Origin of the sequence: Micromonospora sp. NPDC047812, from assembly GCF_040704175.1 — a bacterium.
In the GTDB taxonomy this organism is placed as follows: domain Bacteria; phylum Actinomycetota; class Actinomycetes; order Mycobacteriales; family Micromonosporaceae; genus Micromonospora.
Genome location: NZ_JBEYRY010000010.1, coordinates 67,697 through 90,596, shown reverse-complemented (window position 1 = coordinate 90,596; position 22,900 = coordinate 67,697). Strand labels below are relative to the sequence as shown.

General features: G+C 74.6%; 20 protein-coding genes. 12 read left to right on the top strand and 8 right to left on the bottom strand.

Annotation, left to right across the window (positions count from 1 at the left end; translation table 11 throughout):
- Positions 1 to 7: 7 nt before the first annotated feature.
- The 5 genes from AB0883_RS26295 to AB0883_RS26275 form a co-directional block, all read right to left on the bottom strand.
- The gene (locus AB0883_RS26295) at positions 8 to 1,303 is read right to left on the bottom strand and encodes a sugar ABC transporter substrate-binding protein (RefSeq protein ID WP_366644005.1); all 1,296 of its coding nucleotides are present in this window, start codon (positions 1,301 to 1,303) and stop codon (positions 8 to 10) included.
- 27 nt (positions 1,304 to 1,330) lie between these two features.
- On the bottom strand, positions 1,331 to 2,437 hold the full coding sequence (locus AB0883_RS26290; protein ID WP_366644004.1) for a diphosphate--fructose-6-phosphate 1-phosphotransferase: 1,107 nt from the start codon (positions 2,435 to 2,437) through the stop codon (positions 1,331 to 1,333).
- A gap of 5 nt (positions 2,438 to 2,442) precedes the next feature.
- Positions 2,443 to 3,918: an aldehyde dehydrogenase family protein gene (locus tag AB0883_RS26285; protein WP_366644003.1), complete on the bottom strand. Its 1,476-nt coding sequence runs from the start codon at positions 3,916 to 3,918 to the stop codon at positions 2,443 to 2,445.
- Positions 3,915 to 5,135 carry a mandelate racemase/muconate lactonizing enzyme family protein gene (locus AB0883_RS26280; protein WP_366644002.1) on the bottom strand — a complete coding sequence of 407 codons (1,221 nt, stop codon included), beginning with the start codon at positions 5,133 to 5,135 and terminating at the stop codon, positions 3,915 to 3,917. The genes AB0883_RS26285 and AB0883_RS26280 overlap by 4 nt, the downstream gene beginning before the upstream one ends.
- A 187-nt stretch (positions 5,136 to 5,322) precedes the next feature.
- Positions 5,323 to 6,105 (bottom strand): DeoR/GlpR family DNA-binding transcription regulator, encoded by a 783-nt coding sequence (locus tag AB0883_RS26275; RefSeq protein WP_366644001.1) that lies wholly within the window; start codon positions 6,103 to 6,105, stop codon positions 5,323 to 5,325.
- Between the two features lie 126 nt (positions 6,106 to 6,231).
- Here AB0883_RS26275 and AB0883_RS26270 point away from each other — a divergent pair, with 126 nt between their 5' ends.
- The 5 genes from AB0883_RS26270 to AB0883_RS26250 all read left to right on the top strand — a co-directional run bounded on the left by AB0883_RS26270 (position 6,232) and on the right by AB0883_RS26250 (position 11,105).
- A complete protein-coding gene (locus tag AB0883_RS26270) occupies positions 6,232 to 7,107 on the top strand; it encodes a hypothetical protein (RefSeq protein ID WP_366644000.1) in 876 nt (291 codons plus the stop codon).
- A gap of 2 nt (positions 7,108 to 7,109) precedes the next feature.
- On the top strand, positions 7,110 to 7,838 hold the full coding sequence (locus AB0883_RS26265) for a sulfite exporter TauE/SafE family protein (protein WP_366643999.1): 729 nt from the start codon (positions 7,110 to 7,112) through the stop codon (positions 7,836 to 7,838).
- On the top strand, positions 7,832 to 8,230 hold the full coding sequence (locus AB0883_RS26260) for a DUF202 domain-containing protein (protein ID WP_366643998.1): 399 nt from the start codon (positions 7,832 to 7,834) through the stop codon (positions 8,228 to 8,230). Before AB0883_RS26265 ends, AB0883_RS26260 begins: the two co-directional genes overlap by 7 nt.
- Before the next feature lie 46 nt (positions 8,231 to 8,276).
- A complete protein-coding gene (locus AB0883_RS26255; RefSeq protein ID WP_366643997.1) occupies positions 8,277 to 8,621 on the top strand; it encodes a DUF202 domain-containing protein in 345 nt (114 codons plus the stop codon).
- An 834-nt stretch (positions 8,622 to 9,455) separates the two neighbouring features.
- Positions 9,456 to 11,105, top strand: a complete 1,650-nt coding sequence (locus tag AB0883_RS26250; protein ID WP_366643996.1) for a family 10 glycosylhydrolase — start codon at positions 9,456 to 9,458, stop codon at positions 11,103 to 11,105.
- Between the two features lie 10 nt (positions 11,106 to 11,115).
- Here the strand turns inward: AB0883_RS26250 and AB0883_RS26245 are convergent, their stop codons facing one another.
- The gene (locus AB0883_RS26245) at positions 11,116 to 11,757 is read right to left on the bottom strand and encodes an MBL fold metallo-hydrolase (RefSeq protein ID WP_366643995.1); all 642 of its coding nucleotides are present in this window, start codon (positions 11,755 to 11,757) and stop codon (positions 11,116 to 11,118) included.
- A 156-nt stretch (positions 11,758 to 11,913) separates the two neighbouring features.
- Between AB0883_RS26245 and AB0883_RS26240 the strand changes: the two genes are divergently transcribed.
- On the top strand, positions 11,914 to 12,462 hold the full coding sequence (locus tag AB0883_RS26240; RefSeq protein WP_366643994.1) for a hypothetical protein: 549 nt from the start codon (positions 11,914 to 11,916) through the stop codon (positions 12,460 to 12,462).
- 28 nt (positions 12,463 to 12,490) lie between these two features.
- Here AB0883_RS26240 and AB0883_RS26235 read toward each other — a convergent pair whose 3' ends face one another.
- Positions 12,491 to 13,249, bottom strand: coding sequence for an aminoglycoside adenylyltransferase family protein (locus AB0883_RS26235; RefSeq protein WP_366643993.1), 759 nt, complete (start codon positions 13,247 to 13,249; stop codon positions 12,491 to 12,493).
- A gap of 135 nt (positions 13,250 to 13,384) precedes the next feature.
- On the opposite strand from AB0883_RS26235, the gene AB0883_RS26230 reads away from it, so the two are divergent.
- The 5 genes from AB0883_RS26230 (at position 13,385) to AB0883_RS26210 (ending at position 18,305) form a co-directional block, all read left to right on the top strand.
- Entirely contained in the window at positions 13,385 to 14,014 is a 630-nt protein-coding gene (locus tag AB0883_RS26230) for a CatB-related O-acetyltransferase (RefSeq protein WP_366644055.1), read from the top strand.
- A gap of 180 nt (positions 14,015 to 14,194) precedes the next feature.
- Positions 14,195 to 15,775, top strand: coding sequence for a phenylacetate--CoA ligase family protein (locus AB0883_RS26225; protein WP_366643992.1), 1,581 nt, complete (start codon positions 14,195 to 14,197; stop codon positions 15,773 to 15,775).
- 3 nt (positions 15,776 to 15,778) lie between these two features.
- Positions 15,779 to 16,219, top strand: a complete 441-nt coding sequence (locus AB0883_RS26220; protein WP_366643991.1) for a DUF4188 domain-containing protein — start codon at positions 15,779 to 15,781, stop codon at positions 16,217 to 16,219.
- A complete protein-coding gene (locus AB0883_RS26215) occupies positions 16,216 to 17,319 on the top strand; it encodes a hypothetical protein (protein WP_366643990.1) in 1,104 nt (367 codons plus the stop codon). Before AB0883_RS26220 ends, AB0883_RS26215 begins: the two co-directional genes overlap by 4 nt.
- 2 nt (positions 17,320 to 17,321) lie before the next feature.
- Entirely contained in the window at positions 17,322 to 18,305 is a 984-nt protein-coding gene (locus AB0883_RS26210) for a nitroreductase (RefSeq protein WP_366643989.1), read from the top strand.
- A gap of 73 nt (positions 18,306 to 18,378) precedes the next feature.
- Here AB0883_RS26210 and AB0883_RS26205 read toward each other — a convergent pair whose 3' ends face one another.
- Entirely contained in the window at positions 18,379 to 19,668 is a 1,290-nt protein-coding gene (locus AB0883_RS26205) for an MFS transporter (protein ID WP_366643988.1), read from the bottom strand.
- 214 nt (positions 19,669 to 19,882) lie between these two features.
- On the opposite strand from AB0883_RS26205, the gene AB0883_RS26200 reads away from it, so the two are divergent.
- Entirely contained in the window at positions 19,883 to 22,861 is a 2,979-nt protein-coding gene (locus tag AB0883_RS26200) for an MXAN_6230/SCO0854 family RING domain-containing protein (RefSeq protein WP_366643987.1), read from the top strand.
- The last annotated feature ends 39 nt before the right edge of the window (positions 22,862 to 22,900 follow it).

The following is a 22,900-nucleotide window of genomic DNA, read 5'->3' as shown; positions in this document are numbered from 1 at the left end:
GAGGCTCCTACTCGCTGTTCTTCGCCAGCAGCGGGGTGAGGCCGTCCTGGATCTGCTTGGCCGCTTCCTCGGCGCTCGCCCGCCCGAGGATCACCGTGCCCACCGCGTCGCCGATGACCTTGCGCATCTCGGCGGCCGCGACACCCACCGGGCCGACCTCGGTGTCACCGTCGGTCTGCGCCTTCGTCAGCGCCGCGTTCCACTGCTTGAGCGTCTCGGTGTTGAGGGTGGCGGTGTAGGCGGGGTCCTCGCTGACCGAGGTGCGCGGCGGGGCGATGCCGGACTTGGTGAGTTCCAGCTGGGTCTTCGCGCTGGTGGCCCACTGCACGAACTTCCACGCCGCGTCCTTGTTCTTGGAGAACGAGGAGACCGCCAGGCCCCAGGACAGCACGGTGGTCTTGGAGCCGGCGGCCCCGGCCGGGAAGTCGAGGACGCCGATCTTGTCAGCGACCCGGGAGGTCTTGGGGTCGATGATGCTGCTGACCTCGTTGCTCGACTCCAGCTCCATGGCGGCGTCGCCGGCGGCGAACAGGGCCGAGGACTGGGTGAAGGTGTTGTTGACGACGCCGGGCGGGCCGTACTCGCGGGCCAGGGTGGCGTAGCGGTCGATCGCCTCGACGGCCTTGGGGTCGTCGAAGTTGGGCGTGCCGTCGGGCTTGGTCCAGCTGACGCCCTGCGAGTGCAGGAACGGGCCGAAGGTGAACGGCAGCGCCGCGGACTGCCCGCGCAACGCGATCGGGGTGACGCTGCCGCCGGACTTCTGCTTGATCGTCTCGGCGGCGGTGGTCAGCTCGTCGAGGGTCTTCGGCGGCGTGACGCCGTACTTGTCGAACAGGTCGGTGCGGTAGTACAGCACCACGCCCTCGACGTTGATCGGCGCCGCGATCAGCTTGTCGTCCACGGTCATGCCGGCACGTACGGCGGTCGGGAAGTCGTCGACGTCGTAGTCCGCCCCGGCCTTGCTGACGTGCTCGTCCAGCGGCTCGTAGTAGTTGGACTTGGCGAACTGGGGGCCCTCGCGGGAGGGCAGCGTCATGAACACGTCCATCGAGGAGCTGCGCGACTGGAGGTTGAGCTGCACCTTGTCGCGCATCTGCTGCTCGGCGAACGTCTGGACCTTCACCGTGACGCCCGACTCCTTCTCGAAGCCGTCGATCAACGGCTCGATCGCCCGCTGCCAGGGGTGGTTCGACATGATCAGGTTGATCTCGTTGGCGGAGCCGGCGGAGTCCGAGCCGCAGCCGGCGGTGAGCCCGCCGACCAGGGCCAGGGCGAGCGCCGCGCTCAGGTACCTGTGCCGCATGTGCCTGCCTTTCGATGGAGGGGTCACTCAGGCGATGAGAGGGGTGAGCCAGTCGTGGAATTCGTCGAGGTCGGCGGGGTCGGTGGTGCGCCACCGCGCGGGTACCGGTCGGGTGTGGCCGGCCACCTCGGTCAGTGGCACCGGGTCGTACCCGGCGGCGTAGGGGTCCGTGCCGACGCGGTGCAGGCCGACCATGAGTCCGCTGCGCCGGTCCGCCAGCAGCCGCGCGGCGTGCCGTCCGGCCTCGGTCGCCTCCCGGCGGTCGACGTCGCCGGCCAGGGCGCCGGCCGAGCGCTGCACCATGCCGAGGACCTCGCCGCGGGCGGCCACCCCGAGTTCGGCGGTGACCAGCGCGGCGAGCCGGCGGGACACCCCGCCCAGCAGGATCCGGGTGTGGTTGGCCGCCTCGAAGGGCTCGTCGGTCAGCTCGCGGGCGGCGCCCTCGCTGGTCACCACGAACGCGCGGCCGTGCGTGTGCAGGGCGTCGGCGACCTGGCGCAGGAAGTCCGCCCGGTCGAACGGCACCTCCGGCAGCAGGACGAGGTGCGGTGCGTGTGCCGGATCCTCCCGGTGCCATGTCGCGGCCAGCGCCAGCCAGCCCACCGACCGGCCCAGGGTCTCCACGATGCGTACCGGCTCGATCGCCCGCATGGCCGCGTGGTCGCGGGCGAGGTCGGGCACGACCCGGGTCAGGTAGCGCGCGGCGGAGCCGAATCCGGGGCAGTGGTCGACGCCGACCAGGTCGTTGTCGACGGTCTTGGGGATGCCGGCGGTGCACAGGGGCAACCCGGCCTGCTCGGCGCGTTCGGTGAGGGCCCGCAGCAGCGCCATCGTGCCGTTGCCGCCGATCAGCGCGACCCCGTCGACGCGGTGCGCGGCGAGCGTCGCGACCGCCGCGTCGAGGTCGTCGCCGGTGACCGCCCGGCGGCCGGCGCCGAGCCAGGATCCGCCGCGGCGGGCCCAGGCGGGTGGGACGTCGGCGAGGGTGACGGGGGTGAGCCGGCCGTCGACGAGACCGTCGGGGCCCCCGCGCAGGGCGAGGACCTCGTGTCCCTCGGCGCCCTCCAGGAAGCCGCGCAGGCTCGCGTTGACGACGGCGGTCGGCGCGCCGGTCTGGCCGATGAGCAGGCGCATGACGCTCAGGCCCTCACCGGGCGGGAGGCGACGCTGAGGTAGGTCTGGAACGCCTCCAGGCCCGGCCGGCCGCCCTCGTAGCCGACGCCCGAGTCACCGAGTCCGCCGAACGGCACCCACGGCGTGTTCGGCGTGCCCGTGTTGATCCCGACGATGCCGGCGCGCAGCCGGTCGGCGACCGCCCGCGCGGCGTCCAGGTCGGTGCCGCACACGTAGCCGGCGAGCCCGTAGCCCGTGGCGTGGTGCACCGCCAACGCCGCGTCGAGGTCGTCGTAGACGTGCACCGGCGCGACCGGACCGAAGATCTCTGAGGTCATGGCGCGGCTGTCCACGGGCGCGTCGAGCAGCACCGTCGGGGTGGCGTAGTGCCCGGCGGCCGGTGCCGTGCCGTGCGGCGCGACGGCACGGGCGCCCCGGGCGACGGCCTCGTCGACCAGGTCGGCCATGCGTGCCGGGTCGCCGGCCGGGGCGAGCGGGCCGATGTCGGTGCCGGGATCGCGGGGATCGCCGACGCGCAGGGCGCGGGTGGCCGCGACGAACGCCTCGACGAACTCGCCGGCCACCTCCCGGGCGACCAGGATCTGGTTCGCCGCGATGCAGGACTGGCCGTTGTTGCGGTACTTCGCGACCATCAGCGTCTGCGCCGCGGCCTGCGGGTCTGCGTCCGGGAGGACGACGAACGGCGCGCAGCCGCCCAACTCCATCACGGTACGCAGGAACCGCGGCGCCGCCTCGGTGGCCACCAGGCGACCGACCCGGGTCGACCCGGTGAAGGAGACCGCCCGCACCGCCGGTGCCGCGAGCCACGGGGAGACCACGTCGGCCGGGGTGCCGAGCACGGTGCCGAGCACCCCGTCGGGCAGGTGCCGCTCGCACACCGCAGCGAGCACCATCGACGACAGCGGAGCCAGTTCCGAGGGCTTGAACAGCACCGGGCAGCCGGCGGCGAGCGCCGGTGCGATCTTCCGGGCGGGGATCGAGACCGGGAAGTTCCACGGGGTGAGTACGGCCGCGATCCCGACCGGCCGGACACCGACCCGGTGCTCGTGCTGCGGCACCACCGTCAGCCGCTGCTCGGTCTGCGATTCGGCGAGCTCGGCCATGGCCCGGAAGTACGTCACGGTCAGCCCGAGCTCGGCGGTCGACTCGGCCAGGCGCTTGCCGGTCTCCCGCGTGATCAGCGCGGCCCAGTCCGGTCGGGTCGCCAGGGCCTCGACGTCGTCGGCGATGGCCCGCAGGGCGGCGGCGCGCCTGGTCACCGGGGTGGCCGCCCAGGTCGGCAGCGCGTCGGTGGCGGCGGTGAGCGCGCCGGCGGCGTCGGCCGGGCCACCGGTGGTGACCTCGGCGAAGGCCGTCCCGGTGGACGGGTCGACGACGGGCAGGGCGGGCGCGCCCGTGGCGGTGCCAGGGACGGCCCGGCCGCCGATGCGCACCGCGCTCCGGGTTGCCAGGACCTCGTCGACGATCGGGGAATCGGTCACGACAGCTGCTCCTCGTACGGGTCGAGCTGGTCCGGATCGAGGTCGATACCGAGACCGGGGCGGTGGGGCACGGTGACCGTGCCGTGGGCGGTCAGGAACTCGTCGGCGGCCCGGCGCAGCGGGTTGGACCGGACGTCCCACTCGACGAGGGACGTCGCCGGGCTGCTGGCGGCCACCTGCACGGTCGCGGCGGTGGCGATCGCGCCGTTGTACAGATGCGGGTTGACGGTCTTGCCGGCGGCCTCGGCGGCCCTGAGCACCGTCAGGTACTCGCTGATCCCGCCGACCTTGGTGAGGTCCGGTTGCACGATGGCGACCCCGTCGCCGCGCAGGTACGGGGCGAAGGCCGCGGCGCCGTAGAGGTTCTCGCCGGTGGCCAGTGCCATGCCGGTGCGGGCGGCGAGTTCGTCGAGTTCCTCCGGGCGGTCGCCGGCGAGCGGCTCCTCGACCCAGGCGACACCCAGGTCGGCCAGCGCCGGCAGCAACCGCAGCGCCTCGGGCAGCGACCACGCCTGGTTGGCGTCGGCGAAGATCTGTGCCCGGTCGCCGAGGACGCGCCGCGCGGTGCGGACGTTGTCCAGGTCCCGGTCCCGGCCGAAGCCGACCTTTACCTTCACGGCGGTCAGCCCGAGTGCGCCGCAGTGCGCCGCGGTTTCCGCGACCCCGGCGGGGCCGAGGCTGGAGCCGTAGACGGGCAGCTCGGTGCGGGGGTGCGTGCTGAGCAGCGACGCCAGGCTCCGTCCGGCGTGCCGTGCGGCCAGGTCCCACAGCGCGATGTCGACGGCGCTCACGGCCTGGTGGATCGGGCCCGGGGCGCCCCACTGGCGGCCCAGCGGACCCAGCTTCGCCATGAGCGCCCGCTGCGCGTCGGCGGGGCCGGCCGGCCGCGTGCCGACCAGCAGCGGCGCCACGCCCTCCCTGAGCGTGGCGACGCGTTCGCGCCAGGCCCAGGACGGGTAGTTGGCCCAGCTCTCGCCGACGCCGACCGAACCGTCGGCCAGCTCGACCTCGACCAGCACCATCACCCGGTGGGTCAGGGGGGCGAAGGACATCGCGATCTGTTCGGCGGGCCGGGCGCGGAACACCCGGCAGCGCACGTCGGCGACGGGGACGTCGGGCAGCCGCACGGTGTCCACCGGGGGGCCGGCCTGGTCGGCCGAGGAGCCGGCCTGGTCGACCGCGTCCGGGGCGTGCCGCAGATCTCCGCTGAGTCCCATGAGGCCTCTCTCACACTTGTTAAGAACTGCATGCAGTTCTAGCCGCCGTTCATCGGTCCGTCAAGGGCTGGAAACAAACTGGGTCGACCCGGCGGCGGGCGGTGGAGGGCGAAAAAAGGACGACGCGCCCCGCAACGGGACGCGTCGCCGCGGTGTGGCGGCCGGTGGCGAGGGTGGGGCCGGGAGATCAGGCGGTGATGACGCGGATGCCGTTGCGCCGCACCGTCGTCGCGACCGCCTCGGGCAGCGGCGCGTCGACGACCATGCTGTCGATCCGGTCGAGCCCGCAGACCTGCACCGGGGCGGTGGCGGTCAACTTGCTCGCGTCGACCACCAGGACGATCTCGTCGGCGATCTCCATCAGGGCGTGCTTGGCGCTGAGCTCGATCTCCGAGCGCACGTAGACGCCGCGCTCGTCGACGGCGCCGGCGCCGAGGAACAGCATCCGGATCCGCAGGCGGCGCGTCAGGTCGAGGGCCGCGAAGCCGACCAGCGCCTGGTTGTCGTGCAGCAGCTCGCCGCCGATCCCGATGACGCGGGCGCGCGGACGCGACAGCATGTGCCCCAGCACCGGCACCGAGTGGGTGACCACGCATCCCTCGAACTCGGCGGGCAGGGCGTGTGCCACCTCGGCGGCGGTGGTCCCGCTGTCGATTCCGATGGTGTCGCCGGGCTGCACCAGGCCTGCGGCGGCCGCCCCGATCGCCAGTTTGGCCTGCGTGTGGGTCTGGGCCCGGGAGGCGAAACCGGGACCGGCCACACCGCCGGGCGGCAGGCTCACCCCGCCGTGCACCAGGGTCACCTCATGCGACTCGGCGAGCTGGCGCAGGTCGCGGCGGACGGTCATCTGCGAGACGCCGAGCTGGGCGCTGAGTTCCGCCACGGAGAGGAAGCCCGCCCGCCGCAGCGCCGCCATGATCTGCGTGCGACGCCGGGGGGCGCTCTCGTAACGGGACGTCTGCACGCTCACGCCGGGCCCTCCTGCCGGATGTCACCCCACGGGGCTCGGTGGAGAGTTTAGAGCAACGAAGGGATGTTATTTTTCCACCATCCGATGGTACGTTGCCAACGTCCTTTGGTAATTCTGGGAGGTACCATGACCGTCGCCACCGTGTCGCCCACCGTCCTGGCCCGCCCCTCCGGCGGCTACGCCATGCTCGCCGTCGACCAGCGGGAGGCCCTGCGGGCGATGTTCGCCGCGCACCAGAGCCACCCGGTGACCGACGAGCAGATCACCGACTTCAAGGTCGCCGCGGCCCGCGCGCTGAGCCCACACGCCTCGGCGATCCTCGTCGACAAGCAGTTCGGCTGGGACGCCGTCATCGCCCAGGAAGCCGTCGCCGCCGAGTGCGCCCTGATCGCCGCCGCCGACCGCTTCACCGCCAGCGCCACCGAGTTCGTCGCCGACGTCGCCATCGACGACGACGTCGACCCCGCCGCCGTACGCGCCCAGGGCGCCAAGGCGCTCAAGCTGCTCGTGCTCTGGCGCCCCGACGAGGACCCCGCCCCCCGGATCGCCCTGGTGACGGACTTCGTGCGGCGGTGCCGCGACAACGGACTCGTCAGCATCATCGAGCCGGTGTCCCGCGCCCCCCGCCAGGGCGGCGCCTTCGACCACGACGCCGGCATCCTCGCCGCCGCCAAGGAACTCGGCTCGCTCGGCGCCGACCTCTACAAGGCCGAGGTCCCCACCGCCGGGCAGGGCACCCCGGCGGAGATCGTCGCCGGCTGCTCCCGGCTGAGCCAGTCCATCACCGGGCCCTGGGTGGTGCTGTCGTCGGGCGTACCCGCCGAACTCTTCCCCGACGCCGTCCGCCTCGCCTGCCAGGCCGGCGCGTCGGGCTTCCTGGCGGGCCGGGCGATCTGGGCGTCGGTCGTCGGCAGCCCGACCATGGCCGACGACCTGCGGACCATCTCCGTGGACCGGCTGCGCCGCCTCTGCGACGTGGTTGACGACGCCGTGTCCCGCTGACGGTGGCCCTCCTCGGCGCCGCCCTCGCGGTGGTGGCGGTCGCCCTCGGGGCGGCCATGCAGCGGGTCACCGGGCTCGGCTTCGCGCTGGTCGCGGCGCCGTTCCTGGTCATCATCCTCGGCCCGTTCACCGGTGTCGTGCTGGCGAACCTGCTCTCCGCCGCGATCAACCTCGTCGTGCTGGCCTCGACCTTCCGGGCCCTGCACCGCAGGCTGGCCGTGGAGATGATCGTCGGCGTCGTGGCCGCCGTCCCTCTCGGCGCCTGGGTGGTGGCGTCCCTGCCGGGCCCGCTGCTGCTCATCGGCGTCGGCTCGATCACGGCGATCTCCGTCGCCTGGGTCGCCCGGGGCAACCCGCTGCGGTTCCTCCGCAGCCGTGGCGGGCCGGTGCTGTCGGGCTTCACCTCGGGGTTCTTCAACACCACCGCGGGCACCGGCGGGCCGCCCCTGGCCGTCTACGCGGTGAGCACCGACTGGGGCCAGCGCAGCTTCGTGCCGACCGTGCAGATCGTCGGCCTGGTCACCAACGTGCTGTCGCTGGCCGCCAAGGGCACGCCGGCGCTGTCCTGGCCCCTGCTGCTGGCCTGCGGCGTGGCGATGACCGTCGGCATCGCCGGGGGCCAGGTCCTGTCCCGCTGGCTGCCGGAGGAGCGGGCCCGAAGATCGGTCATCGGTCTGGCGATGATCGGCAGCGTCATCGCCGTCGGAAAGGGAGTGACCGCCCTGTGGTAGTCGACACGGACGACGACACCTCCTCGCGGACGCACGGGCGACGCCGGTGGCCCGGCCGGGTCTTCGAGCGGGGCGTCGATCCCGACCCCCGGTTCAGCCTCGCCAACGAGCGGACCTTCCTGGCCTGGATCCGTACGTCGCTGGCGCTCTTCGCGGCCGGGATCGCCCTGGAGGCGCTGGCCCTGCCCATCGCGCCCGGCCTGCGCCGGGCGGCGGCCGTCGTCCTGATCGCGCTCGGCGCCGCGGCGCCGGTGCAGGCGTGGATCGGTTGGCTGCGCACGGAGGCGGCGCTGCGCCTCGGCCGGAGCCTGCCGCCACCCGCGCTGGCGATGCCGCTCGGCCTGGGCCTGGTCGTGGCGGCCGGACTGATCCTGATCGGCCTCGTCCGGTGAGCCGTCCCGCCGGGACGTGGAACCGTCGGCGTCGGCAGGTCCACCCGTGACATCCCCTCGCCTGGACGGCGACCCCGGCCTGCAACTGGAACGGACCATGCTGGCCTGGCGGCGCACGGCGGCGGCGTTCCTGGTGGCCGGTGCCGTCGGCGCGCGACTGCTCACCCCGCTGCTCGGCGGCTGGGCCTATCCGGCCGTGGCGGCACCGGCGCTGTGCGCGGGCGCGCTCGCCCTCGCCAGGTGCGTCCCGCCGCGTCGCACGACGTCGCCGCCGGCGGCCGTCGTCCCACGGGCCGGCTGGATGGCCGGCGTCGCAGGGCTCACCTGCCTTCTCGGACTCGCCGCCGCGGCGGCCGTGCTGACCGCCGCGACACCGTCGTCGATCCCCTGACCGTGCCGGCCGGTGGCGGGTCCCGGTCAGCATCGCCGCGCACCGCGGCCCGGCCCGACACGCCCTCGTCGCCTGGTTCTGTCCTCGCGGAACAGCCCGACGCGCGTGCCGACCCTGCCGGGTCGACGGCCGCCGGCCCGCGCGGTGACCTGACGTGCCGCCATGCTGCTCACCCTCCGGCCGCTCGCGCTCGACGACACCGCAGCCGTCCACGACTGGGCACGCCTGCCGGAGTCGTGCCGGTGCTGCGCAGGATCGGTATGCGGTACGAGGGCCGGATGCGTGGCACCGCCCACATCCGCGACGGCTGGCGCGACTCGGACCTGTACGCGGTCCTCGCCGACGACTGAGTCCCGGCCCGGCCACACCTCACCGTCCGCGACGGGCGTGCAGACGGTAGGCTGTCGAAGCGGGTACGCGAGGGCCGATGACGGGCCCCGACCACCCGCCTTCCTTCCGGCTCGCAGCCGCCAGTGGTCACGTTGCGTGCCGCCCTGTGAAATCTTGGAGTACGTCTTGGCAGACATGACGCCGCCCGCCCTGAATCCCTTCGAATCAGAGGGAGACGGGGACACCGACCGCGAACGCGGGCGAGCGGTGGACGTGAGCGCGGACGCGATGACCCGCATGCGCAGCCCGTTCGTCTCGCCAGACAGTGACCACGGCACCGCTGACGAGGGGCGGGCGTCGCGTTCCTGATGCGCCGCGCCGTAGTGGTCGAGGACGACGGCTACGGCTGGATCCGCCGCAGCATCGGCGTCCGGCCCTTGGCTGACCGTCAACTAACGGTCCGACTGGTTCACCAGGTGGGGCCGGACTGGGCAGACTGGGACGATGTCCGCCGCTGAGTCGCCCGCCCGCCGCCGTCGTACCCAGGCATTCGTCGCGGTGGTGGCCGCGCTCGCCGTGGCGGCCGCCCTCGGCGCCTGGTCGCTGCGGGACCGGGTCGCCGGTGGACCCGGCCTGTCGGAGCGGGGCGCCGTGACCGCCTTCGGTGCCGCCCCGGCGGATCGCGCCCCCGCCTGCGCCGGTCGACCGGCCCGGGCGCCCCGCGAGCTGCGGGGCATGTGGATCACGACCGTGAACAACATCGACTGGCCGAGCCGACGGGGGTTGCCGGCCGAGACGGTGCGGGCGGAGTTCCGGGGCTGGCTGGACCTGGCGGTGCGGCACCACCACAACGCGGTCTTCGTGCACGTGCGGCCGAGCGGGGACGCGCTCTGGCCGTCGGCGTACGCGCCGTGGTCGGAGTGGCTGACCGGGCGCCGCGACGGCCGTGATCCGGGCTGGGACCCGATGGAGTTCATGGTCGCCGAGGCGCACGCCCGCAACCTGGAGTTCCACGCCTGGTTCAACCCGTACCGGGGCGGGCAGCCGGCCACGGTGGGCGGGCCCGGCCCGAGGCTGGACCGGCTCGCGCCGACGCACCCGCTGCGGCGGCACCGCGACTGGGTCGTCACCTATCCGAGCGCCGACCGGCCCGGCAGCCGCCTCTACTTCAACCCCGGCATCCCCGAGGCACGCACGTTCGTCGAGGACTCGATGCTGGAGGCGGTCCGGCGGTACGACGTCGACGGGGTGCACTTCGACGACTTCTTCTACCCGTACCCGGAGGCCGGGCAGGACTTCCCGGACGACGCGACGTTCGCCCGGTACGGCCGGGGGTTCGCGGACAAGCACGCCTGGCGCCGGGACAACGTGAACACGCTGGTCCGCGAGATGAGCGAGCGGATCAAGGCGATCAAGCCCTGGGTGAAGTTCGGCATCAGCCCGTTCGGCATCTGGCGCAACAAGCGCACCGACCCGGCCGGCTCCGCGACCGCCGGGTTGCAGAGCCACGACGACATCTACGCCGACACCCGACTGTGGGTACGGCGGCAGTGGCTGGACTACGTCGTGCCGCAGTTGTACTGGCACATCGGGTTCGACAAGGCCGACTACGCCAAGCTGCTGCCGTGGTGGGCGGCCACGGTGCGGGGCACCCGGGTCCAGCTCTACATCGGCCAGGCCGACTACCGGGTGGGCGAGCGTGGCGCCTGGCGCGACCCGGCCGAGCTGACCCGCCAACTCGCCCTCAACCGCCGGTACGGCGTCGACGGCAGCGTGCACTTCAGCGCCAGGCAGGTACGCGCCGACCGGCTCGGGGCCGTCAGCCGCTACAGGGCGGCCCACTACGCCGGGCCGGCGCTGGTGCCCACGATGGCGCAGCTGCCGGCGGCGCGACCGGCCGCCCCCACGGTCACCGGCGCGCGGCGTGCCGGTGTCGGCGGGGTGACGCTGACCTGGCGCGGGGACGGCGCCGCGAGCTTCGCCGTCTACCGTGTCGACGGCGACACGGCCCGGCTCGTCGGCACCGCCCGGGGCACCGGCTGGGTCGACCGCACCGCCCCGGCCGACCGTCCACTGTCCTACTGCGTCTCCGGCCTGGACCGCAGCGGCAACGAGGGCCGCCTCAGCGCACCGATGGCCGTCGACACCCGGTAGGAGCGGGCGGTCAAGGGACGAGGTGGACACGCTCACCGGGTCGCAGGCGGCGGATGTCGGCGCCCAGGCGGTCGGCCTCGCTCCGCAGTACGCCGTCGAGCACCCGCAGGCCCCAGTCGTTGAGGAGGCCGTCGTGGATGGCGTAGGCGCGCCGGGGTGCCATCCGGCGTAGGTGGCCGATCAGGTCGGGGACGGTCATCCACGGCGCCTGGCCGGGCACGAGCAGCGTGGGCACGTCCACGACGGTCAGCGCGTCACCGGGATGGAAGACCTCCTCGTCGATCAGGAAGCCGACGTTGTCCACGGGCGGGACGTCGGGGTGGCTGCGGTGGTGTTTCTCCCCGACGGCCCGTACCCGGAAGCCCGCCACGTGCAGCACGTCGCCCTCGCGGACCACGTGGACCCGATCCTCCAGGCCCGTCAGGTGCCGGGCGACACCCGGACAGGTGTAGACGGCCAGAGCGGGATCGACCGCGACGGCCGCGCGCAGCCGGTCGGGCTCGAAGTGATCGAAGTGTTCGTGGGTGATGAGCACCGCCTCCACGTCCGCCAACGCCTCGGGCTCGGGCGTCATCGCGCCGGGGTCGATGACGAGCGCCCGCCCCGCCTTCTCCAGCCGGACGCAGGCGTGGCCGTACTTGGTCAGCTCCATCGCTCCCTTGTAGCACCACCCGCGTCGCACGGGCGGCCCACGGATCTGCCCCGGCGGCCGGATCTGCCGCAGGCAGAACCGGGTAGGCGACGGAGCGTGCCGGAGGGGGTCGCCCCGGTTGCGGCAGCGCCCGGTCGCGCCGGCTACCCTGCGGCGGTGGTGGTCGGCGAGGACGGGGAGCGGCTGGCGGCGTCGCTGGCCGACCGGCTCGACGCGGTCACCTTCGCCGACCTGACCACGGACCAGGTGACCGCCCGGTTGATCGACGCGGTGGTCGACTGGGCGGGGGAGCGGGGCTGGCGGGTCTACCGGCGGGCGTCCAGCGTGTTGCCGCTGCCGCCGCCGATGTCCGCGCAGCAGTCGGTGCTCGACGTGGCCTGCGCCCGCCCGGACGGGCCGCCGGTCGTCGTCGAGGTCGATCACGGTACGCGCCGCCGTACCTGGGAGAAGCTGCTCGCCGAGGCCGACGCGGGGCGGGTCCCGCTCTGGGTGCGCTGGGGCGCCGGCCGGTTCACCGCGCCGCCTGCGCCGATCCTGATGGTGGCCTGCGAGGTGAACAGGCGGCCGGACCCGACCGGCCGGGGTCGCGTGCACAGCCGTTCGCCGCGAGCCGACAAGCTGCCGCCGGCGCATTCGGCCGTACGGGTCGCGACGGTGGACGCCGTCGAGTTGCCGCTGCCGCCGCCCGGGCCAGCCGGGGCCTGACCGCACGGCCGCTCCGCACCGGCGACGCTCAGCGCCGCGACAGCCGGTCGATCTCCGCGAGCATCCGCTCCACCTGCGGGCGGGCCCGGGCCCGCAGCTCGTCGCTCCAGCTCTCCTCGGAGTAGCGGCGGTTGAGGTACAGCTCCCTGGCATGCGCCAGCACGGGTCGGTGCTCCCTCGGCAGCCGGGCCAGGGCCCAGTCGGCGGCGGCGTCCTTCGACCGGATCTCGCCCGTCGCGAGCGTGCTCCAGATGCGGGCGAAGGTCAGCACGACGTTGCGGGTGTCGCCGTCCAGGTCGTCGAGCAGGCCGGGGATGCCCGCCACGCTCGCCCGGACCAGGTCCGCGTGCGGTACGGGATCCAGGACCCGCGCCGGCGGCGGGCCGGTGAGGGGCCGGTCGCCGGCCAGCACCATCGTGATCAGCAGGGCCAGGTCCGGCATCGGCTCCGGGCGCGGGAGGACACCGGCCTCGAACTCGGCGCGCAGCCACTCGCCGTACAGGAAGTCGCCGGTCGGCGGAAACCGCCACGGGCGGACCTCGGACTGGACGACCACGGTGAGTTCGACCGGACGGGCCCCGGCGGGCGAGCCGGAGATCGCGAGCAGCCCGTCGACGAGTGCCCTTCGTTCCTGATCGTCCGTCCGCCGGCGCGTGACCACGAGGACGTCCAGGTCACTGGCCGGCTTGAGGCCGCCGAGCACGCAGGACCCGTGCAGGTAGGCGCCGACGGTCTCGCCAGCCAGCACGTCGCCGACCAGCCCCACGACCTGCTGAACCTGATCCATGGCCGCCAGTCTCGGCCGTCGGGGCGGGGCAGCGCATCCGGATAAGGACTTTGCGATCATGGGTACGTCGACCCGCCCGAGAGGAAGTGATCCGTGGTGGCCGGCGTCCCCGCCGATCCGAACGTCCTGCATCCGATGCCCGGGCAGCCCCGGGTGGTGCTGTTGAAGCCGCTGGTCACCTCCCCGCTCATCGAGGTCGGCGAGTTCTCCTACTACGACGACCCGGACGACCCGACCGCCTTCGAGACCCGCAACGTGCTGTACCACTACGGGCCGGAGAAGCTGGTCATCGGGAAGTTCTGCGCGCTCGGCGAGGGCGTGCGGTTCATCATGAACGGCGCCAACCACCGTCTGGACGGCCCTTCGACGTTCCCCTTCCCGATCATGGGTGGCTCCTGGGCCGAGCACTTCGACCTCATCACCGGCCTGCCCGGACGGGGTGACACCGTCGTGGGCAACGACGTCTGGTTCGGATACCGCGCCATGGTGATGCCCGGCGTCCGCATCGGCCACGGGGCGATCGTCGCGTCCGGTGCCGTCGTCGTCGACGACGTCCCCGACTACGGCGTCGTCGGCGGCAACCCGGCCAGGCTCATCCGCCGCCGCTACAGCGACGAGGACGTCGTCCGACTGCTGGCGCTGGCCTGGTGGGACTGGCCGCTCCCGCACCTCACCGAGCACGTCCGCACGATCATGTCCGGCAGCGTCGACGCCCTGGAGGCGGCGGCGCCGCGCCCGCGGCGGCCCGGGTCCGCCGATTCCTGACGACGCGGCGGTCGCGCACCGCCGCCACCTGCCGCGCTCCGAGGTCGACGTCGAAAGCTCCGCCCGCCGCACCGACCTCGGGTAGGGCCGGGAGCCTGGACCGGGCTGGGTGCGGATACTCAGCGTCGGATCGGTGCGACGGCTCAGGCGTCCCCGGCCGGATCCGCCGAGGATTCTGGCATGGCCGAGACGCTGCACCGATACGCTGATCCGTCCTTTCTCGTGTCACCACGCCTGACGGCCGGCGAACGCTGGCGACGGGCACGTCTGACGATCTTCGGTCGGGTGCTCGGGGCGGCGGTGCGGCTCGCCGGTCGCCACCCCGCCTCGTGGCGGTGGTCGGCCCGGCGGCACCACCCGGCACTGGACCTGCTCGCGGCGGCGAACGCGCGTGCGGGTTGCGCGCTCGCCGCGCTGGACGTCCCGGCGTACCGCTCCTTCCTGCGCACCCGGCCGGCCGGGGTGCGTCGCCGGCTGCGGGACTTCCCGGAGACCGACAAGGTGAGCTACGTCGTTCCCTTCGACGCCGCCCGGCGCTGCCGGGGCGGCCGGCTGCCGGCCCGGGGCGTGGTGGTCGACGAGTCGGCCGGGTCGTCGGGCCGGCCCTTCAACTGGCCGCGCGGCGAGCGGGAACTGCGCGCGGTGCACCGCGACATCGTCGGCTACACCAGCCTGGTCTTCCCGATGCGTCGCCCGTTCGTCATCAACGCCTACTCGATGGGCGCCTGGGCGACCGGGACGACGACCGGCGCCGCGATGGCCCGGATCGCGGTGGTCAAGAACACCGGCCCGGACCTCGGCAAGATCGTCGACACGCTTCGCGAGTTCGGCCCGGACTTCGACTACCTGGTGACCGCGTACCCGCCGTTCCTGAAGCACCTGCGCGACCGCCTCGACGCCGACGGCTTCGACTGGTCGCGCCACCGCGTCTTCGCCAGCTGCGGGGGAGAGGGGATGACCGAGGCGTTGCGCGCCTACCTGGAGGAGCGGTTCCTGAAGGTCCGGTCGGCGTACGGGGCCTCGGACCTGACCATCGGGATCGGCGCGGAGACCCGGTTCACCGTGTGGCTGCGGCGCCGCCTGCGCACCGACCCCGAGCTGCGGGCGGCGCTGTTCGGCGTCGACGAGCAGCGGTTGCCGATGGTGTTCCAGTACAACCCGTTGGCCACCTACCTGGAGACCAACGAGCGCCGGGAACTGCTCTGCACCATCACCGGCCCCGACGTCCTGCAGCCGCGGCTGCGGTACAACGTCGGCGACGAGGCGCTGCTCGTCGGGTACCGGCGGATCCTCGACCTGGTCCGCGGCGACCCGCAGCGCTGGGCCGAGTGCCGCGCGGCGCTGGCCAGCGAGCGGATGACCCTGCCGGTGCTGCTGCTGTTCGGCCGGCGCGACTCGACGGTGTCGTACCTGGGCGCCAACCTCTACCCGCAGGACGTGGAGTACGGCCTCTACGCCGGGAACCCGTACGCCGCCGAGATCAGCCGGTTCTGCCTGGCACTGGCCGAGGACGCCGCGCTGGAGACCCGGCCCGTGGTGCACCTCGAACTGCGCCGCCCGCTGTCCGACTCGGACCGCGAGGCTCTCGCCGGCGCCTGCCGCGGCGGGGTACGCGGGCACCTGGCGGCCGTCTCCCGCGACTTCGCGCAGTCGCTGGCCGAGGACCCGACCGCCGGTGACCTCCGAATCGAGCTGCACGAACCGGGCGCCGGCCCGTTCGCCGGACAGCAGAAGATCAAGAACGTCTACCTGAAGGGCTGAGAGATGCGTACCCGTGACTTCTCCCGCGCCCCCGCACGGGCCCAGGCCGGCGCCATGTTCTTCGGCGCCACCCGCTACAGCGGGCCGCTGGCGATCCTGCGGCTCCTCCCGGCCTGGCTGCGGATGGTCCGCGACATGCGCCGCATGTCCGGATACCGCTGGCACCGGGTGTACTGGGAGTTCCCGTTCACCCTCGGCACCGTCGCGTTCTTCGCCGACCGTGACGCCCTGCTGCGCTTCGCCCGGTCCCGGCACCACCGCAAGCTGATGGTCTGGCTCACCGACGGGGACCGCAACGCGACCGCGGGCTTCATCCGGCTCTTCACGGCCGAACCCGACGGCTACTCCAACGGGCTGTGGCGGGCCGAGTCCCCGGAGATGGGGCACATCGCGACGTTCACGCCGCTGGGATCGGAGACGGTGGGACCGGCGGTGCGGCGATGACCGCGCCGCGCGGTCTGGAACGCGTCGTCGACCGGCGCGGCCTGCGCGAGTTCCTGGCGCTTACCGACCGGGTGTACGCCGGCGAGCCGCGCTTCGTGCCGCCGTCGCGCCAGCAGGTGCGACGGTGGTGGCGCGACGGCGTGCCGATGTACGTGCTCCGCGACGGCGCGGGTGCCGTCGCGGCCCGCACCACGCTGCACACCGACGCCGCCCTCGACGCCCGACTCGGTCGCCGGTGTCAGCTCTTCGGGCTCACCGAGTTCACCGACGCGGCGGCGCAACCGCTGTTCGAGGCGATCGGCGCCGCCGCCCGCGCCGACGGCGACCGGGACGCGCTCTTCGGGCCGGTGGCGTTGCTGCCCAACCAGTCGGGCGGGGTCATCACCTCCGGGTACGCCGACCGGGGCTTCATCGACAGCGCCTGGAACCCGCCCCGGTACGTGACCGCGTACGAGTCGTCCGGGTTCCGCCGGCGGTTCGAGTCGGACACGTGGATCTGCCCGGTCACCGCCGACGCCGACGTCCCGGCCGACGCCGACGTGCCGCCCGGCGCCGACGAGGACGGCGCGGAGCTGAGGGTGCACCGGGGCGACGTCCGCCGGCTCGCCGACCAGCTCGAACTGCTGCGCGGGATGCTGAACGCGTCCTTCGCCCAGCTCGGCTACTACACCGAGATCTCCGCCGCGCAGTTGCGCCGGCAGACCGACGGGCTCGCGTACCTGCTGGACGAGTCGCTGCTGCTCTACCTGACCAGGGCCGGGCGGCCCGTGGCGTTCGTGCTGTGCGTACCGGACATCAGCGAGTTCGTGGTCCGGGTCCGGGGCGACCTCCACCCGGTCAACCAGCTCCGGCTGCTGGCGGTCCGCCGCCGGTACCGGCGGGAGGCGGTGCTGATCGTCAAGGGTGTGCTGCCCGAGCACCAGGGGCGCGGGTACCAGCGGCTGCTCTCCGCCGCGCTGCGCCGCAACCTGCACGCCGGCGGGTACACCACGCTGCGCAGCACCTACGTCGGCCGGGACAACCCGGCCTCGGCCGCGCAGTACCGCGCGATGGGCGGCCGGCCGCTGCACGGCTACACCTTCTACGAGAAGGCGCTGTAGACATGGACCTCGCGACGTTCCGCGCCCTGGAGCCGCTCTGCTGGCGGGCGCCGAGCGCGCACAACACCCAGCCGTGGCGCCTCGACCACCAGCCCGGAGCGATCCGGGTGGGCTGGGACGAGGCGCACACCCTGCCGGCGGCCGACCCCTCCGGCCGGGACCTGCGGCTGTCCCTGGGCGCCTTCGTCGAGACCTGTCTGGTCGTCGCGGCCGACGCCGGGCTCCGGATGCGCTTCCTCGCCGACCACTGCGCCACCGACCGTCGGGCGGGCTGGCTGCGGCCGTCCCCGCACCGCTACGACACCCCGTTCGACGCGGCGCAGGTGCTCACCCGACGCACCCACCGGGGCCGGTTCTCGGCCGGCCCGGACGCCGGGGTGGTGGCGGCCGCCGACGCCGTCGCGCGGGCGTCGGGCGGGGCGGTCCGGGCCGTACCGGACGCCGGCCTGCTGGCCCGCCTGCTGAGGACCGCCGACCGGCAGACGTACGCGGATCCCGCGGTGGTCGGCGAGTTGCGGTCGTGGCTGCGGCTCACGCCGACGCACCCGGACTACCACGCCGACGGGCTCACCGACCGGTGCCTGGGGCTGTCCGGGCGCGAGGCGACCGCGTTGCGGGCGGCGTTGGCGGCGTACCCGGTCCTGCGCCCGCTGGGCCTGCCCCGGCTCCTCGCGGCGGCGTCCGGCAACCCGCTCGCGCGCGGTGGCGCCGTGATCGTCCTGATCGGACCGCCCGGGGCGGACGACGCCACCCAGGTCGAATTCGGTCGGGTGCTCGCGCGCACCTGGCTGACCCTGCACGCGGCCGGGCTGGCGGCGCACCCGCTGAGCCAGCTGATCGACACGGCCGCGACCCGCGACGCCCTGGGCTCGCTGCTGGGCGTGGCGTCGGAGCGCCTGCTGCACGTGGCCCGGGTCGGCCGGCCGGCGGGTCCGGCGGCACCCTCGGCGCGCCGGCTCGGCGGCATCGGGCCGGGCCGGCGCTGAGCCCTTCTCGACGGCGGTGGCGCGACCGCGGCGGTGCCGCGCGGGGCCGGCGTGCCGGTGGCACCGCCCAGGGTCACGACGCCTGGCTGGTCGCGGGTCGTGGGGTCGCCGGCCGGCGGGTCACCGGCTCGGACCCGGCGCGGCGCACCGGGGTGAACAGCCCGCCGACCGCGACCAGGAGACACCCCGTTCCCGCGACGAGGGTGACCGCGGTGACGCCGTAGCGGCCCGCGGCCCAGGTCAGCACGGCGGCGCCGGCCGGGCCGAGCGCGTAGTGCGTGCTCCAGAACGCCGAGGTGACCCGCCCGAGCAGGTGGTCGGGGGTGATCTCCTGGCGCAGCGACATCGAGCAGATCCCGCCCACGCTGACGCCGCACAGGTACACCGCGGTCAGCACGGTGACGCCCCGCACGCTCCCGACGACGCCGATGCCGACGATGGCGAGACCGCACACCGCGTGCGCGCCGATCCAGGTGATGCCGAAGCCACGCCTGCGGCGCAGCGGCGCCACCAGCAGCGCTCCGACGACCGTGCCCAGGGCCGCCAGGCCCAGCACCGTGCCGACCGTGCCGTCGGAGCCGCCGAGGTCGTGCTTGACGTGGTAGACGAGGACGTCGGTGAAGCCGTACGTCAGGAAGATGAAGACCGACAGCAGGACGGTCAGCGAGCGGAGCACGGGCTGCCGCCAGAGGAACCGCGCGCCGGCGAGGAACTCGGCCAGCCGGCCCTCCCGCGCCACCGCGCCGCCGGCCTCCGCACCCTCGTCGGGCCGCCGCAGCCGCACCACCCAGAGGCCGAGGGCCGACAGGGCGAAGCTGGCCGCGTTGATGGCGATGGCCGCCGTGGGGCCGAAGCGGGCCGACACCACGCCGGCGAGCAGCGGTCCGAGCACGGCCGCCGCCGCGTACGTCGCCTGGAGGCGACCGTTGGCCTCGGTGATCCTGGGCCGGTCGACGAGGTTGCGCACCGCGGTCACCGCGGCGACCTGGAACACCATGCCGGCCGCTTCGCAGATCGGCAGCACGACGAAGAGCAGCCAGACCTGCGGACCACCGAGCCAGGCCAGCGGGATGAGGCCGTAGAGCACCAGCCGGGCCAGGTCGGCGGTGATCATCAGTTTCCGTCTGTCGTACCGGTCGACCAGGACGCCGCCGAAGATCCCCGCGCCGACGGACGCGGCACCGGCCGCGGCCGTGAGCAGGCCCATCTGGGCGACCGACCCGGTCGCGTGCAGCACGAGCAGCGGCACCGCGATGTAGGCGAACGAGTCGCCGGCGGCGGAGAGCGACTGCGCAGCCCAGTAGGCCCCGAAGTCGCGATCACGCCACAGGGGACGCGGAACCGGATCGGTGCGTCGGCTCATGTCGGCGAGGGTAGTCCGACGCCCCCTGCGAGCGGTGCCCCTTGGCCCGCGAACGGGCGTCTTCCGTCCGGGAATCAGGGTGAGGCCGGCCGCGGCCGCCCCGTATGATCTTCCCCGCGGTGGGCGGCTCCCCGCGGTGCTTCCTTCTCACCCTTTCCTGGCAACTAGCGTCGCGACTCTCCGCCCACCGCCTTCGCACGGGGAGGTCGCGAGCATGGATGCGCTGGCCGTGGTGCTGCTGCGACGCACCGGCCGGGTCGCGGTGGTGGGTACGGGCCCCGCCCCTGTGGACGGTGCCGCCTGGGTGGCCGCGCTCGAGGCCGATCTGGCCGGTCGTGGCTGGCTGCTCCGGGACGACCTGCGCACGGCGGCGGCCCGGCTGCCGGCCGCGGTGCGGGTCCGGTGGGCCGACTGGCTGCTGGCGACCATCGACGAGATGGTCGGCGCGGATCGTCCGATGCTGCCGCTCTACCGGTCGTTCCCCGACACCCCGCGCGACGTCGAAGCGGTCTACGTACGGCGGCTGCTGACCCACCTGTTCGCCGTGCCCGGCGCGCCCTGCGTGCTGTGCGGCCGCGAGGACGGTGGCGCGCCGCTCGACCCGTGCGGCCATCCCGTGTGCCCGGCGTGCTTCCCGCCGGAGCAGGTCACCGCGTGCCCGGTCTGCGGTCGCCGGCTCGCGGCGGACGACACGTACCTCACCGTCGTCGCGCCCCCGGTCCCGGTGCGCCGCCGGCTGCGGCGGGCCGGTGCGCCGGTCGAGGACACCGACGCGGGCGCCGTCCCGGCCGCGCCGTCGCTGCCGATGCGTCTCGCCGGGCTCGAGGCCGACCCGGTCGGCGCCGCGGCCCGGCTTCGCGACGAGCTGGTCGCCCGGCCCGCCGCGCTGAGCGAATCCGACCGGGCCGACCTCGAGGTGTTGGTGAACGCCACCGCGCCGGGCCGCCTCGACTGGTTGCCCGAGGTGGTGCCCGCGCGGGAGACCCTCGCGCTGGTCGTCGCCTGGGCGCTGCACGCCACGGCGTGCACCCCCGGCTACCGCGACCTGGTCGCCGCGGCCCGGCGGCGGTGGTCGACCGCCACGGACGTGGCGCGGACCCTGTGGGCGTACTCGGGTGGGGACCCGGGGCTGGTCCTGCCACGGCGGGACGACGAGTCCGACGCTCCGGGCGCGGCCTGGCGACCGGTCCACGAGCCCGTCGTCGTCGTGCCGGTCACCCGGGTGCGGGCCCTGCCCCGGCCACTGCGGCGCGCGGCGCTCGCACACCTCGACGCCTGCGGTGCCGCGGGCGCGGCGGAGGACCTGCGGCGGCACCCCACCGTCTGGAAGCGCCTCGGCGAGCGGCTGCACCCGTACGAGAACGTGGCCGCGCACCCGGCGGCGGCCGTCGCGTTCGCCGCGCTGCGCGGCACCCGCGCGGCCTGCGCCAGCGCCCTCGGCGCGGCCATCGTGGCGGCCTGCGCCCGCGAGCCCCGGCAGCTCGTGCTGACCGGGCACCCCGACGGCACGGTCACCGTCCGCGTGCGGACCCACGCGTCCCTGGTGGAGGAGGCCCTGACCGGCGACGACGTGCTGCGGGCCGCCGGCCTGCTCACCGAACGTCCGGGCGAGCTGTGGCGCCGGCTCGACCACCTGCTGCGGGTCGCCGGGGACGATCCGGCGGCGCACGCGGCCGTCGAGACAGCCATGCGCCGGACGGTGGCCCGGGTGGCACCCGGCGTGCTCGCCGCGGCGGCGGCTCAACTCACCGGCCGCGCCGAGACGGTACGGGCGACGGCCGCCGAGCTGGCGGCGACCGCGCGGGCGCGGGCGGCGGCGCGGTCCCGCGGCTCCGCGCACACCGGGGCCGCCCCGGCGCTCGCCGTCGGCCTGGGCGACCTCCTGCGCGCCGTCGCGCGAGGCGTGCGCGGTGCCGGCCCCGCCTTCCTGCGTGAAGCGCTCCGGCCGGGCGGCGAGTCGCCCCCTCCCGTCGAGGCGCCGCCCGTGGGCGGCGCCGTCGAGGAGCCCGGGATCGTCGGCGGCCGTCCCGGTCCCGGTATGCCCCGGCGGGTGTTCCATCCCCGCGGCAGTGTCGTGACGACCTGGACCGAGCCCGAGCGACGCCCGCCGGTGCCCGCGCCGGCGATCACCGCGGTACGCGGGCTGGTCGACGCCGAGCTGACCGCCCGCGCCGCCCGGCTCGGCCGGTTCGACGTGGCCGTCCTCGACGCCGCCCTGGCCGAGGTGCCCGCGCCGACGCGGGAACGGGCCGCCTCGGAACAGCTGGCGGGGTGGCCACGGGGCAGCGTGCGGGCGCTGCCCGACGCGGAGGTGTTGCGGTTCTTCCTGCACTGGGAGGAGCCGGGCGCCGCGCGGGTCGACCTCGACCTGTCCTGCGTGTTCTTCGACCGGGACTGGCAGCGGGTGGGCCACTGCGACTTCACCCGGCTGCGGTTCGCCGGCGACGGCGCGATCCACTCCGGCGACCTCACCTCCGCCCCGGCTCCGCTCGGGGCCACCGAGTTCCTCGACCTCCACCTGACCCGTCTCGCCGAGCACGGCGTGCACTACGCCGCGCCGACCGTCCTGAGCTACAACGCCGTGCCGTTCGAGGCCCTCACGGAGGCGGTCGCCGGCGTCATGCTGCCCCTCGCCCGGGGCGAGCAGTTCGACGGGGCCCGGGTCGCGCAGCGGTTCGACCTGCGCGGCAACGCCCGGATGCTGCTGCCGATGGTCGTGGACCTGCGCACCCGGCGGTTGCTCTGGACCGACCTGACCCTGACCGGCCGCGGCTACGGCCACAGCGTCGACCGGCACGGCGACCAGCTCGCGCGGGCGGCCGCCGACCAGTGGGAGCACTTCCTGGGCGGCCACCGCGCCACGCTCCTCGACCTGCTGGCCTGGCACGCGGTCGGGCGCGCCGACCGGATCCTGGTCGGCCACGCGGACCACACCTACACCGAGGTGCCGGCCGACGTCGCCGCCGTCCGCGCGGCGGCGTCGGCGGACACCGGCGAGATCGGCGTACCGCCCGACCTGGCCGGCCGCACGGTCCTGGCCGGCGCCGCCGACCCCGACGCCCTCGACCGGCTGGTCCGCGTGCCCGCCCCGGTCGCGCCGGGCTCGACGGTGGTGACGGTGACCGGCACGCCCGGCCATCCGTGGACGGTGCTGCGCGCCGGCGACGTGCTGGCCGGGCTGGGCACGGGCTGAGGCGACCGATCCGCGCGGTGCGTGGGGCGGTTGGGTAGG

Bases quoted from the DNA above. Each gene is read 5' to 3' on its own strand.
- AB0883_RS26280 (WP_366644002.1), bottom strand. From the start codon at position 5,135: ATGGGACTCAGCGGAGATCTGCGGCACGCCCCGGACGCGGTCGACCAG.
- AB0883_RS26215 (WP_366643990.1), top strand. From the start codon at position 16,216: ATGACCGCGCCGCGCGGTCTGGAACGCGTCGTCGACCGGCGCGGCCTG.
- AB0883_RS26225 (WP_366643992.1), top strand. From the start codon at position 14,195: ATGGCCGAGACGCTGCACCGATACGCTGATCCGTCCTTTCTCGTGTCA.
- AB0883_RS26270 (WP_366644000.1), top strand. From the start codon at position 6,232: ATGACCGTCGCCACCGTGTCGCCCACCGTCCTGGCCCGCCCCTCCGGC.
- AB0883_RS26250 (WP_366643996.1), top strand. From the start codon at position 9,456: ATGTCCGCCGCTGAGTCGCCCGCCCGCCGCCGTCGTACCCAGGCATTC.
- AB0883_RS26230 (WP_366644055.1), top strand. From the start codon at position 13,385: ATGCCCGGGCAGCCCCGGGTGGTGCTGTTGAAGCCGCTGGTCACCTCC.
- AB0883_RS26205 (WP_366643988.1), bottom strand. From the start codon at position 19,668: ATGAGCCGACGCACCGATCCGGTTCCGCGTCCCCTGTGGCGTGATCGC.
- AB0883_RS26200 (WP_366643987.1), top strand. From the start codon at position 19,883: ATGGATGCGCTGGCCGTGGTGCTGCTGCGACGCACCGGCCGGGTCGCG.
- AB0883_RS26210 (WP_366643989.1), top strand. From the start codon at position 17,322: ATGGACCTCGCGACGTTCCGCGCCCTGGAGCCGCTCTGCTGGCGGGCG.
- AB0883_RS26235 (WP_366643993.1), bottom strand. From the start codon at position 13,249: ATGGATCAGGTTCAGCAGGTCGTGGGGCTGGTCGGCGACGTGCTGGCT.
- AB0883_RS26245 (WP_366643995.1), bottom strand. From the start codon at position 11,757: ATGGAGCTGACCAAGTACGGCCACGCCTGCGTCCGGCTGGAGAAGGCG.
- AB0883_RS26290 (WP_366644004.1), bottom strand. From the start codon at position 2,437: ATGCGCCTGCTCATCGGCCAGACCGGCGCGCCGACCGCCGTCGTCAAC.
- AB0883_RS26220 (WP_366643991.1), top strand. From the start codon at position 15,779: ATGCGTACCCGTGACTTCTCCCGCGCCCCCGCACGGGCCCAGGCCGGC.
- AB0883_RS26295 (WP_366644005.1), bottom strand. From the start codon at position 1,303: ATGCGGCACAGGTACCTGAGCGCGGCGCTCGCCCTGGCCCTGGTCGGC.